This is a genomic window from uncultured Erythrobacter sp. (assembly GCF_947492365.1).
Taxonomy (GTDB): Bacteria; Pseudomonadota; Alphaproteobacteria; order Sphingomonadales; family Sphingomonadaceae; genus Erythrobacter.
Window position 1 is genome coordinate 870,651 of record NZ_CANLMB010000001.1, and the last position, 11,739, is coordinate 882,389.

Sequence of the window (11,739 nt, forward strand, 5' to 3'; positions counted from 1 at the left end):
TAATACGTGGCCAGAGCAATAAGAGTCGCATTGGGGCAGACGCATGGCACGCAAATCTAACGAGGCATCGATCGAGGTGCCCGAAGGCACAACCGTTATCAAGAAATACGCCAACAGGCGTCTCTACAACACCGCATCGTCGAGCTACATTACGCTAGATGACCTTGCAAAAATGGTGCGCGACAATGTCGAGTTTGTGGTGTTCGATGCCAAGAGCGGTGACGACATCACCCACTCGATTCTGACCCAGATCATCATGGATGAAGAATCCAATGGCGAGCAGATGCTGCCGGTCAGTTTCCTGCGCCAGCTGATCGGGATGTACGGCAATTCGATGCAGTCGTTGATGCCGTCCTATCTCGAAGCGAGCATGACCAATTTCCGCGAGAACCAGTCGAAAATCCGCGAGGCTTTCGAGCAGGGTCTGGCGAAGAACCCGCTGGCCGCGATCCACGAGACCAACATGGCGATGATGCGTGCGGCTGCGGAAACGTTCATTCCGGGCGCGCGGGCCAAGAAGGCACAGGCGTCGAAGCCCGCAACCAAGGCCGCCGACACCTCGGCCGACGAAATCGCGGCCTTGCGCGAGCAGATGGCAGCGATGCAAAAGAAGCTCGACGAGTTGGGCAAGTAACGCCCGCTTGGCTGCGCAAGAAATTCGATAAAGATCAGGAAAACAACAAGTGTCTAACAAAGGCCCAGCAATCAGGCACGCGCTCAATGTGAAGCGCGAAGATGATTTCGCAAAATGGTATCAGGAGGTCATCTCCGCTGCTGACATGGCCGAGGAATCGGGCGTGCGCGGCTGCATGGTGATCAAGCCGTGGGGTTACGGCATCTGGGAACGCGTCCAGCGCCTGATGGATGACCGGATCAAGGCCGATGGTATCGACAACGCCTATTTCCCGCTCTTCATCCCGCTCGCCAATTTTGAGCGTGAGGCGGATCACGTCGACGGCTTTGCCAAGGAGATGGCGGTCGTCACCCATCACCGGCTGATCGGCGACGGCAAAGGCGGCCTGATCCCTGATCCCGAGGCAAAGCTTGAAGAGCCGCTGGTTGTGCGTCCGACTTCGGAAACGATCATCGGCGATGCGATGGCGCGCTGGGTTCAGAGCTGGCGCGACCTGCCGCTACGCATCAACCAATGGGCCAATGTCGTGCGCTGGGAAATGCGCACCCGCATGTTCCTGCGCACGTCCGAGTTCCTCTGGCAGGAAGGGCACACGGCGCACGCCACACGTGAAGAGGCTCTGGAGGAGACGCACCGCGCGCTGGAGATGTACCGCGCCTGCCTTGAAGAAGACCTCGCCATGCCGGTCGTCGCAGGCGAGAAGCCCGAGAATGAGCGCTTTCCCGGTGCGGATGAAACCTGGTCGGTTGAAGCGATGATGCAAGATGGCAAGGCGCTGCAGGCGGGCACCTCGCACTATCTCGGCACATCTTTCGCGAGCGCGGCCGGCATCCATTATCAGGACAGCGAAGGCACGCAGCAACTGTGCCATACGACCAGCTGGGGCACCTCCACCCGCATGATTGGCGGGGTCATCATGACGCACGGCGATGATGACGGGCTGCGCGTGCCGCCCCGGATCGCTCCGCACCAGATCGTGATCCTACCGATGCTGCGGGACAAGCCCGAAGACGATGACGTGCTGACCTATTGCGAAGAAATTCGCGCGTCGCTCGCCGAGCAATGGAGCATGGGCGAGCGCGTGCGCGTTCTGCTCGACAAGACGCCTGGCAAGGCGACTGCGAAGCGTTGGGACTGGGTGCGCAAGGGCGCTCCGGTCATCATCGAAGTCGGCCCGCGCGATATGGAGAACGGCAAAGTGGCAATGCTCCGCCGCGACCAGCTGTGGAACGCCGACAACGGTAAGCCTGCGATGAGTTTCATCGCCCGCGAGGACTTCGCCGCGCAGGCTCCTGCCTTGCTCGAAGACATTCAAAAGGCGCTCTATGATGAGGCGCGCGCGCGCCACGATGCCAATATCACGCGCGGGCTCACCCACTGGCACGACGTGGTCAATTTCTACCGCAAGGGCGGCAAGTATCCGGGCTGGGTCGAGGTCCAGTGGGCCAAGCCTACTGGCGAAGAACTGGCGAAAGTTGTCGAGCAGCTCAAAGGCGAAAAGCTCACCTTCCGCAATGTCCCGCGGGATGGCGAAGCAGCGGACGGCACTTGCATCTTCACAGGCGCACCCGCGACCGAGCGCATTCTGATTGCGCGCGCGTACTAAGCGAACACAAAAGGGGGCATCATGATCAAGTCAATCCGCCACAACCTCGGCAATCTGACCAATTTCAATGGCCGCGATGCGCGCCAGACATTCTGGTTCTGGGTGCTGGTCGTGGTGATCGTGCAATATGCGGTTTCGATGCTTGCCTCTGTTCCCATGATTATCTCGATGTCGTCGGGGATGATTTCTGCAATCACTCAGAACCCCGAAAGTGTGGATGCCACCGCCCAAGCTATCGATTCTGTCCTGGACGACATGCTGGTTTGGGTGAAGTTCCAGATAATTGTGGGATCAATCATAGGAGTGATCAGCATCGGGATGCTCGCGGCGTCATTTGTGAGGCGTCTCCACGATGGCGGATTTACCGGATGGATCGCGGTGGTCCCGATTGCCGCGTATCTCTTTTCGCTCGCTTACAACATCGTGGTGATTGATCAGGTGGAAGAGATGATGAGAGCGTCCATGGCCTCTGGCGCGGACGGTTCGGCGGTCGCAGACCCATTTGCGATGCAGGCGGAGATGGGTGTGATGGGACTGGTAGGCTGGCTCGCGCCGCTCATCGGCATCATTTTCGGCGTTTGGCCGTCTGAGGAAGGCCCGAACCAGTATGGCGAAGAGCCCGATCTGCACTGAGGCTTGCCAGCACTCGGCGCGCGCGGCAGTGTGCGCGCCATGAACAAACGCCTCCTTGCGCTCGCCGCTCCCTTCGCCATTCTCGCATCGCCGCTCGCCGCTGACGGGCATTCGGAAGGCACTGCCGAAGCTACGCTGGACGATCCGGGATTGGAAGTGTCCGAAGCCCGCCTGCGCGCCGATATGGACACGATAGTCGGCTTTGGTACGCGGCACACGCTCTCGACCCAGACCGATCCCGAGCGTGGCATTGGCGCAGCGGTTGACTGGGCGCTCGCGGAGTTCGGCCGGATGAGCGCGGCGTGTGACGGTTGTCTCGACGTGCAGCCTGTGGGCCGCGTGGTCGAACCCGATGGCCGTCGGATCCCCGAGCCAACATTGATCCGCAATGCAGTGGCGATCCAGTGGGGCAGCGAACGGCCCAAGGAAGTCATCATTGTGCAAGGGCATTATGACAGCCGTGTCACCGATCCCCTGAATGGCACAGACGATGCGCCCGGCGCGAATGATGACGGTTCGGGCAGCGTCATGGTGCTTGAGGCCGCGCGCATTCTGAGCAGCCGCGAATACCCCTCGACCATCATCTACGCGCTGCTGACCGGCGAGGAGCAGGGGCTCTACGGTGCGGGCATTCTCGCCGATTGGGTCACCGAGCAGGGCATGACGGTGAAGGCGGTCCTCAACAACGATATGATCGGGAACAGTTGCGGCTCAGACGGCTATTGCGAGCCGGACGTGGTGCGCGTGTTTTCGGAAGGCTTGCGCGCCGATTCCACCGAGAAATTGCGCGCCCGCCAGCGCCGTTTCGGGGGTGAGAACGATTCGCCTGGCCGCAACCTGTCGCGCTGGCTCGCAGGCTTTGCCGCGCAATATCCCGACGGCATGCAGGTGCGGCAGATATGGCGGACTGATCGCATGGGGCGGGGCGGGGATCAGATCCCCTTCCTCGACCGTGGTTATCCCGCTGTGCGCGTGACCGTAGCGGTGGAAGATTATGACCACCAGCATCAGGACCTGCGCACCGAAGACGGGGTGAATTACGGCGACACGGTGGACGAGATTGACTTTGAGTATTTGACCCGCGCGAGCGTGCTGAATGTGCGGGCGCTGGATCATCTGGCGCATGCTCCGATGCCGCCCATAATGACAGCTGACGGAGCCGTGAGAACCGATACTGAGCTCCAGTGGACCTATTCCGCAGGAGCAACGCACTTTCGGTATTTTGATCGAAGGACCGACGAGCCTTACTGGGACAATGGTGTGAAACTGACGCCGTTGAATTCTGGCGTTCCAGAAAACGGGATGGTCACGATCGCAATTCGCCGAAGAGCTGACGACTGGATCTTCGGTGTCCAAGCCTGCAACGGCGAATATTGCTCCCCTGTCTCCAGCGCAGTACCCGGCGGTGCGTTTGAACCGGTTGAACAGCCCGAGGAATAGCTTTCAACCCTGAGCCGCACCCTGTAGGGGCGCGGCTTATGGCGAAACGCTCCCACCACAACAAACCCCAAGGTCTGCCGACAAAGACGCAGCTCCTCGAATTCATCCAGACCTCCGATAGCCCCGCCGGCAAGCGCGAGATCGCGAAGGCATTTGGTCTCAAGGGGCAGGAGAAGATCGCGCTCAAGCGATTGCTCAAAGATATGGCCGAAGAGGGCCTGATCGACGGTAAGAAAACCGCCTATCACCGTATGGGCGGCGTTCCGAAGGTCACTGTGCTGCGCATCGTTGAGATCGAGGATGGCGAGCCGATTGCGGTGCCTGACAATTGGTCCCCCGATGCTGCGGAAAAGCCTCCGCGCCTGACGGTGAAAGAGGTGAAGGGACGCGGCGGCAAACGAGCGCCCGCACTTAAACGCGGCGACCGTGTGCTCGCGCGCACCGAAGAGCGAGAAAGCAGTTGGGTGGCGCATCCGATCAAGAAACTGCCCGCGCGTACCGAAGGGCTAATGGGAGTGGTCGAGCTGGACGGAGCGGGCAAGGCATGGCTCGCACCTATCGACAAACGCATCCGCTCGTCTTCCCCAATCAGCGATGTTGGTGAGGCGGAAGAAGGCCAGCTGGTGATCGCCGAGCGCGCAGGACGCTCCGAACGCAGCGGCGTGAAGGTGATCGAGGTGATCGGCGATCCGCTTGCACCCAAGAGTTTCAGCCTGATTGCCATCGCCAAGCACGGCATCCCGCACACTTTCCCGCCTGAAGTGATCGTAGAAGCAGGCATTGCGGCCGACCTTGCGCTGTCCGAAGACAAGCGCGAGGACCTGCGCGCACTCCCGATCGTTGCGATCGACCCAGCCGATGCGCGCGATCACGACGATGCGATCTGGGCTGAGCCGGACGGGAAGGGCGGCTACAACGCGCTCGTCGCGATTGCCGATGTGAGCTTTTACGTGCGCCCCGGCTCCGCGCTCGACAAGGAAGCGCGTAAACGCGGCAACTCGGTCTACTTCCCCGACCGCGTCGTGCCGATGCTGCCGGAATTGCTCTCGGCTGATGTCTGCTCGCTGCGTGAGGATGAGGATCGCGCGGCGATGGCTTGCCACCTGCATATCGATGCAGAGGGCAAGGTTGAAAATCGCGGCTTCACCCGCGCGATTGTGCGCATCCACCACAACATCGCCTATGAAGATGCACAGGCGTCAGTGGATGGCGGAGAAGCGCCTGAATATCTCGAACATCTCTGGGGGGCATGGCGCGCATTGGCCAAGGCTCGGGCGGCGCGCGATCCGCTCGATCTCGAACTGCCTGAGCGGCGCGTTGTGCTGGGCGAGGACGGCCAGATCGCCGAGATTGCCGTGCGCGAACGTCTCGATGCGCACCGCGTGGTCGAGGACTTTATGATCGCCGCCAATGTCGCCGCGGCCAAGGCGCTTGAGGCGAAGACGTCTCCCGTTGTCTATCGTGTTCATGAGACTCCGAGCCGCGAGAAGTTGATTGCCCTGCGTGATTACGTCGCGACTATGGGCAAGAAACTGGCGTTGGGACAGGTTGTTACGCCGAACCTGTTCAACCGCTTGCTCAAGGATATCACCGAAGAATCTGAAAAAGCACAGGTAATGGAAGCCGTGCTGCGCAGCCAGATGCAGGCCTATTACGGACCCGCCAATGCCGGACATTTCGGCCTCGCGCTTGGCTCCTACGCGCATTTCACCTCGCCGATCCGCCGCTATGCCGACTTGTTGGTCCACCGCGCGCTGGTCGATGCCTACAAGCTCGAACAGCCCTCTCCCAAAGGCAATTTGCCGGATAAAAGCGGATTGTCGGACAAGGACCGCGCGAGCCTGCAAGAGGTCTCCGACGCGATCAGCCAGACCGAGCGCCGCGCGATGGAGGCTGAGCGCGATACGATCGACCGTTACGTCGCGGCTTGGCTCTCGGGCCGAGTGGGCGAGACGTTCGACACGCGGATCACGGGCGTACAGGGCTTCGGCTTTTTCGCCACCATCGTCGGGCTGGGCGGTGACGGACTGGTGCCGGTTTCAACGCTGGGCTCGGAATATTTCCGCCATGACGAGGCCGCGCAGTCGCTGATCGGCGAGAGTAGCGGCACGACCTACAGCGCGGGCGACCGGCTGAAGCTTAAACTGGCTGAGGCAAACGCGCTCACCGGAGCGCTCAAGTTCGTGCCGGTCGATGCCGATGGCAATGTGATTGAAACTCGCGGGACCCGTCCTGCGCCGCGATACGAAAAGAAGCGCATGCCTGCGGGGAAAGCTGGGAAGTTCAAGGCGGGCAAGCGCGGTCGTCCGGGTAACATCCGCCATCAGGGGCGGCGCAAGTAAGCCCCGAGCCTAAGCTTCGTGGTCGCTATTCGTCTCGTCATAATCGTGCGGGATGACGTAGAGAGGGCAGGGCAAAGTGCCTGCATGTGCCGCAAAATAGGTCACCAGCGGCCCCGGATTGCCGCCCTTGGCCGCTCCCAGAACGAGGGCAGCAACTTCTTTGTGGCTTTCGAGGAACTCGCTGACGATCGTCTGGCCGGCGCCGATTTTCACCGAAATCGTCGGCATTAGCCCGCTTTCTGCCAGTAAATTGCCCGCAACGCCGTGCGCGAGGATCTCTGCACGGTCGCGCGCTTCCTCTTCGATGGTGGCTTGAACGCCGCCGAATGCGCTGAAATTCTGCTGCGCCACCACGGCAAGGATATGGACCGCGCCGCCGACCTGCACCGCGCGCCGCGCGGCAAAGCGCAAAGCCGCGCGGGCCTCGTCGCTTTCATCGGTAATGACCAGGAATGTGCGCATAACGTTCCTTGTTCTGGCCCTGTTTTGGGCCTTTCCGGTTCACGATATCCAGCCAAAACGCCAATTTGGCAAGTCTCCGCACAAAAGCTTGCCCCATCCGTTTCAGCGGTTAAAGCCCTATTGAACCCGATATTCCAGCATGCCGTAAGGGAGTTTTGACACCACCATGGCCATCGAAATCAAGATGCCCGCTTTGTCCCCCACGATGGAAGAGGGGACGCTCGCCAAATGGCTGGTGAAGGTCGGCGACCAGATATCATCGGGCGATATCATGGCCGAAATTGAAACCGACAAGGCAACGATGGAATTCGAGGCGGTCGATGAAGGCGTGCTTGCCGCGATTGCCGTTGATGAGGGTACGGAGAACGTCGCGGTTGGCACGGTTATCGCGATGCTGGCCGAGGAAGGCGAAGATGCTGGCGATGTGAGCGCGCCCGCTGGTGACGCTGCTCCCGCTCCTGCACCCACCCCGGCTCCAGCTGCGAGCGATGGCCCACCGGCGAGCCCGACCGCGCGCAAACTGGCGCAGGCTGAAGGGATCGACCTTGCAAGCATCACCGGCACCGGCCCCAGAGGCAAAATCACCAAGGACGATGTTGAAGCCGCGATGGGAAGCGGCGGTGGCGGTGGTTCTGCACGTGCACCAACCCCGGCACCAGCGCCTACACCAGCTCCCGCACAAAGCGGCGGCCGCGTAATCGCATCGCCGCTGGCCAAGCGGATCGCCGAACAGAAAGGCATCGACCTTTCCGCCGTTACCGGCTCCGGTCCGAACGGCCGTATCGTGAAGGCGGATGTCGAGAGCTTCGACCCTGCCTCCGCACCCGCTCCTGCAGCGGCGGCCACACCAGCACCGGCTCCCGCCGCTGCACCAGCCAACGAATTCGACGCGCCGTACGAAGAGCAGAAGCTCAACAATGTGCGCAAGGTTATCGCGCGCCGCCTGACCGAGGCGAAGCAAACGGTCCCCCACATCTACCTCACCGTAGATGTGCGGCTCGACCCGCTGCTGGGCTTGCGTAAACAGCTCAACGCCTCGCTCGAAGCGGACGGCGTAAAGCTGTCGGTCAACGATCTGATTATCAAGGCGCTCGCCCGCGCATTGCAGCGTGAGCCGCAGTGCAACGTCTCGTTCCAGGGCGACGTGATGCACCAATATACGCGCGAGGACGTGTCTGTCGCGGTCGCCGCGCCCACCGGCTTGATCACCCCGATCATCCGTGATGCTGGTCGCAAGGGCCTTGCTGAGATATCCAAGGAGATGAAGGAGCTTGCGGGCAAGGCGCGCGACGGCAAGCTGCAACCGCATGAATATCAGGGCGGCACCGTCTCGCTCTCCAACCTCGGCATGTTCGGCACCAAGCAGTTCGACGCGGTCATCAACCCCCCGCAGGGCATGATCCTGGCGGTCGGCGCGGGCGAACAGCGGCCGTTTGTGGTCGATGGCGCGCTGCAGGTTGCGACTGTGATGAGCGTCACCGGCAGCTTCGACCACCGAGCGATTGACGGTGTGGACGGGGCGAAACTGCTCGACCAGTTCCGCAGCCTGATCGAGAACCCGATGGGGCTGGTGGTTTGAGGCTTTTCACTGCATCCGCTTGCGCGATGACGGTTCTGCTCGCCGCATGCGGGGCGCCTGCATCTGAAGAAGACCCGATCGAAACAGGCGAATTTGGCGAAGATGAAGTGGTCGAAACGGCTGCAATTGCTCCGCCCGAAGAACCCGTTTTCGGCGTCGATGCGCGGCCCGTGCGCGTGGGCTTTGACGGTCCGGAATTCGATGCGTGTGGTAGCTATGGCGAGATAACAGGGCTCAACCCTGATGGTGACAATTTCCTGTCTGTCCGCGCGGCTCCTTCGAGTGATGCTGAGGAACTGGACCGCCTGACCACCGGAACCGGCGTGTCACTATGTGAAGAGGCCGATGGATGGATCGGGATTGTCTACGAGGCTTCGGGCGCCAGTGGCACAAGCTGCGGCACCGGTTCTCCAGTTAGCGAAGTGCGCGCCTATGACGGTCCGTGCCGCTCTGGCTGGGTAAGCCAGCGCTTTGTTGAGTTGATTGCGGGGTAGTCCAGGTCATGAGCGACATGCTTATTCTCTTTGCCAAGTCGCTGGTGATCGCGTTTGCGGCGGCGGTCGCTGCTTGGTTGCCTTGGGTTCTGGTGATCGGCGGAGATGCGGATTCGTCGCTCCAGTTGTTTGCAGTTGCGGCGGTGGGATCCTTTGCAGTGGGTCTGCCCATCGCGTTGCTGACCTACTATCTGGCGGGCGAGCAGCTCCGGCAATCTGCCGTAACTGTTTTCATGATTGCGAACATGGCGGGCGTCATGTTGCTGCTCGTTACCATGGTGCTTGGCCAAGTATTCGGTGGCTTTGTGTTCGGCGTGCCGAGCTTGATCGGGGCCAATGTCTACGCAGTTCTTGGCTGGTTCTGGATTCTCAAACCCCAGCGCGATGCTCTGAATGTCTGACCGCCAACCCTACATCCGCGCCACCGCCATGCCGAGCGACCTCAACCCCTATGGTGGGGTTTTCGGGGGCTGGCTGATGGCGCAGATGGCTTTGGGTGCGGGTGCGCTTGCGAGCCGGGTGGGAAACGGCAAGGCGGTTGTCGTCCATGCCAGCGACTTCACCTTTCCCGGCGCGATGCAGCTGGGTGATGAGCTGAGCGTCTATTGCGAAGTCGTCGCCACGGGCACCACGTCGCTGACGATCCAGGCCGAAGGGGTCGGGCGGGAACGTGATGGCGAGGCGCTCACGACAGTTTCAAACGGCACGTTCAAATTCGTGCTGCTCGATGAAGATGACCGGCCGCGCGCCGTGGAAAGTGCAGGCGGTTAAGGGCTGTCCTACAGGGCTGCGAAATGCGATGAATGATGGGATGAAACTGCGCGAATTCTTGGCCCATAATATGCCCGTCGCGGGGCCGGCTGCGCAGAGCAAATATTTATTTCTGGACCGTGTAACATGCGGTCCATGTCTCGGTGAGAATAGAGGGAAAAGGCGTAATGTCAGCGAGTTACGATGTGATCGTGTTGGGTTCGGGTCCGGGTGGCTATGTCGCGGCGATCCGCTGCGCGCAGCTGGGGCTGAAAACCGCGATTGTGGAGCGTGAGAACCTGGGCGGCATCTGCCTCAACTGGGGCTGCATCCCGACCAAGGCGCTGCTGCGCTCTGCTGAGATCAAGCACTACATGGACCACGCGGCGTCCTACGGCCTGAAGGTCGCTGGCACGATCGAGGCGGACCTCGACGCCATCGTCAAGCGCTCGCGCGGAGTGGCCAAGCAGCTCAATCAAGGCATCGGCCACCTGATGAAGAAGAACAAGATTACCGTCCATATGGGTGAGGGCACACTGACCGGTCCGACTTCGCTGACGGTGAAGGGTGATAAGGGTGAGGAGAAGCTCACCGCCAAACACGTCATCGTCGCCACCGGAGCCCGGGCGCGCGACCTGCCCTTTGCGCCAGCTGACGGCAAGCGCGTCTGGACCTATCGCCACGCCATGGTCCCGCCCGAAATGCCAAGCAAGCTGCTCGTGATCGGATCGGGCGCCATCGGTATCGAGTTTGCGAGCTTCTACAACGATATGGGCGTCGATGTGACGGTTGTAGAGATGCTCGACCGGATCGTGCCGGTTGAGGATGCGGACGTCTCGACCTTCCTTGAAAAAAACCTGAAAAAGCAGGGCATGACGATCATGACCGGCGCCGGGGTCGAGGATCTCAAAGCGCATGGCAAAGGCGTCACCGCAAAGATCAAGGATGCGAAGGGCAAGGTCGAAACCACCGAGTTCAGCCATGCCATCGTCGCCATCGGGATCGTGCCGAATACCGAGAATATCGGTCTTGAAAGCCATGCCGAGCTCGATCGCGGCTTCATCCAGATTGACCCGCTTTGCCGGACCAAGAGCAAGGGCCTGTGGGCCATCGGCGATTGCACTCCCGGCCCGTGGCTGGCGCACAAAGCGAGCCATGAAGGTGTGACCTGCGCCGAAGCTATCGCGCAGGAAATGGGCAACAAGGACGTCCACCCGCACCCGCTCGACCGCAACAACATCCCGGGTTGCACCTATTGCCACCCGCAGGTCGCCAGTGTCGGCATGACCGAAGCGAAGGCGAAGGAAGCGGGCTACGACGTGAAGGTCGGCAACTTCCCCTTCATCGGCAATGGCAAGGCCATCGCGCTGGGCGAAGCGGAAGGCTTCATCAAGACGGTGTTTGACTCGAAAACCGGCGAGTTGCTGGGCGCGCATATGGTCGGCGCGGAAGTCACCGAGCTAATCCAGGGCTACACGGTCGGAAAGCAGCTCGAGACGACCGAAGAAGAGCTGATGCAAACCGTCTTCCCGCATCCGACGCTCTCGGAGATGATGCACGAAAGCGTCCTCGACGCCTATGGCCGCGCACTGCACTTCTAGGATGGCGGACGAGGGCCCCAAGGCTGAGAACTCCTTCCTGACCAAGGAGGATCTTGTCGCACATCTCAAAGGCGCGATGTTCCCCAAGGGCAAGAAGTTCGCGCCGTCGCTGGTGATGTGGGGCGATCTGCATGGGGACGAGCAAGACCTCGATCACCTTGACCACATGGAACCGCCGGAAGAGGACGATTAGCGCAC

General features: G+C 61.1%; 12 protein-coding genes. 11 read left to right on the forward strand and 1 reads right to left on the reverse strand.

Annotated features, from left to right (window positions below):
* The first annotated feature begins 43 nt into the window (after positions 1–43).
* From phaR to rnr, 5 genes are read left to right on the forward strand one after another with little or no spacing between them, the layout of a single operon-like run.
* Positions 44–634: a polyhydroxyalkanoate synthesis repressor PhaR gene (gene phaR / locus Q0887_RS04250; protein ID WP_299192599.1), complete on the forward strand. Its 591-nt coding sequence runs from the start codon at positions 44–46 to the stop codon at positions 632–634.
* A gap of 49 nt (positions 635–683) precedes the next feature.
* Positions 684–2,240 carry a proline--tRNA ligase gene (proS, locus tag Q0887_RS04255; protein ID WP_299192601.1) on the forward strand — a complete coding sequence of 519 codons (1,557 nt, stop codon included), beginning with the start codon at positions 684–686 and terminating at the stop codon, positions 2,238–2,240.
* Between the two features lie 21 nt (positions 2,241–2,261).
* Positions 2,262–2,873: a DUF805 domain-containing protein gene (locus Q0887_RS04260; protein ID WP_299192603.1), complete on the forward strand. Its 612-nt coding sequence runs from the start codon at positions 2,262–2,264 to the stop codon at positions 2,871–2,873.
* 39 nt (positions 2,874–2,912) lie between these two features.
* Complete coding sequence (locus tag Q0887_RS04265; protein WP_299192605.1) at positions 2,913–4,313, forward strand: M28 family peptidase; 1,401 nt, start codon at positions 2,913–2,915, stop codon at positions 4,311–4,313.
* A 38-nt stretch (positions 4,314–4,351) separates the two neighbouring features.
* On the forward strand, positions 4,352–6,655 hold the full coding sequence (gene rnr, locus Q0887_RS04270) for a ribonuclease R (RefSeq protein ID WP_299192607.1): 2,304 nt from the start codon (positions 4,352–4,354) through the stop codon (positions 6,653–6,655).
* Positions 6,656–6,664: 9 nt separating this feature from the next.
* On the opposite strand, the gene Q0887_RS04275 is transcribed toward rnr, so the two are convergent.
* Positions 6,665–7,117 carry a universal stress protein gene (locus Q0887_RS04275; protein ID WP_299192609.1) on the reverse strand — a complete coding sequence of 151 codons (453 nt, stop codon included), beginning with the start codon at positions 7,115–7,117 and terminating at the stop codon, positions 6,665–6,667.
* A gap of 166 nt (positions 7,118–7,283) precedes the next feature.
* Here Q0887_RS04275 and Q0887_RS04280 point away from each other — a divergent pair, with 166 nt between their 5' ends.
* From Q0887_RS04280 to Q0887_RS04305, 6 genes are all read left to right on the forward strand, one after another.
* Complete coding sequence (locus tag Q0887_RS04280; RefSeq protein WP_299192611.1) at positions 7,284–8,696, forward strand: 2-oxo acid dehydrogenase subunit E2; 1,413 nt, start codon at positions 7,284–7,286, stop codon at positions 8,694–8,696.
* Positions 8,693–9,190, forward strand: coding sequence for an SH3 domain-containing protein (locus Q0887_RS04285; protein ID WP_299192612.1), 498 nt, complete (start codon positions 8,693–8,695; stop codon positions 9,188–9,190). Before Q0887_RS04280 ends, Q0887_RS04285 begins: the two co-directional genes overlap by 4 nt.
* An 8-nt stretch (positions 9,191–9,198) precedes the next feature.
* Complete coding sequence (locus Q0887_RS04290; protein ID WP_299192614.1) at positions 9,199–9,591, forward strand: hypothetical protein; 393 nt, start codon at positions 9,199–9,201, stop codon at positions 9,589–9,591.
* On the forward strand, positions 9,584–9,961 hold the full coding sequence (locus Q0887_RS04295; protein WP_299192615.1) for a hotdog domain-containing protein: 378 nt from the start codon (positions 9,584–9,586) through the stop codon (positions 9,959–9,961). The genes Q0887_RS04290 and Q0887_RS04295 overlap by 8 nt, the downstream gene beginning before the upstream one ends.
* A 167-nt stretch (positions 9,962–10,128) precedes the next feature.
* Positions 10,129–11,541: a dihydrolipoyl dehydrogenase gene (gene lpdA, locus Q0887_RS04300; protein WP_299192617.1), complete on the forward strand. Its 1,413-nt coding sequence runs from the start codon at positions 10,129–10,131 to the stop codon at positions 11,539–11,541.
* A gap of 1 nt (position 11,542) precedes the next feature.
* Positions 11,543–11,734 carry a hypothetical protein gene (locus Q0887_RS04305; RefSeq protein ID WP_299192619.1) on the forward strand — a complete coding sequence of 64 codons (192 nt, stop codon included), beginning with the start codon at positions 11,543–11,545 and terminating at the stop codon, positions 11,732–11,734.
* Positions 11,735–11,739 lie beyond the last annotated feature (5 nt).

Bases quoted from the DNA above. Each gene is read 5' to 3' on its own strand.
- phaR (WP_299192599.1), top strand. From the start codon at position 44: ATGGCACGCAAATCTAACGAGGCATCGATCGAGGTGCCCGAAGGCACA.
- Q0887_RS04260 (WP_299192603.1), top strand. From the start codon at position 2,262: ATGATCAAGTCAATCCGCCACAACCTCGGCAATCTGACCAATTTCAAT.
- Q0887_RS04265 (WP_299192605.1), top strand. From the start codon at position 2,913: ATGAACAAACGCCTCCTTGCGCTCGCCGCTCCCTTCGCCATTCTCGCA.
- rnr (WP_299192607.1), top strand. From the start codon at position 4,352: ATGGCGAAACGCTCCCACCACAACAAACCCCAAGGTCTGCCGACAAAG.
- Q0887_RS04275 (WP_299192609.1), bottom strand. From the start codon at position 7,117: ATGCGCACATTCCTGGTCATTACCGATGAAAGCGACGAGGCCCGCGCG.
- Q0887_RS04280 (WP_299192611.1), top strand. From the start codon at position 7,284: ATGGCCATCGAAATCAAGATGCCCGCTTTGTCCCCCACGATGGAAGAG.
- Q0887_RS04290 (WP_299192614.1), top strand. From the start codon at position 9,199: ATGAGCGACATGCTTATTCTCTTTGCCAAGTCGCTGGTGATCGCGTTT.
- Q0887_RS04295 (WP_299192615.1), top strand. From the start codon at position 9,584: ATGTCTGACCGCCAACCCTACATCCGCGCCACCGCCATGCCGAGCGAC.
- lpdA (WP_299192617.1), top strand. From the start codon at position 10,129: ATGTCAGCGAGTTACGATGTGATCGTGTTGGGTTCGGGTCCGGGTGGC.
- Q0887_RS04305 (WP_299192619.1), top strand. From the start codon at position 11,543: ATGGCGGACGAGGGCCCCAAGGCTGAGAACTCCTTCCTGACCAAGGAG.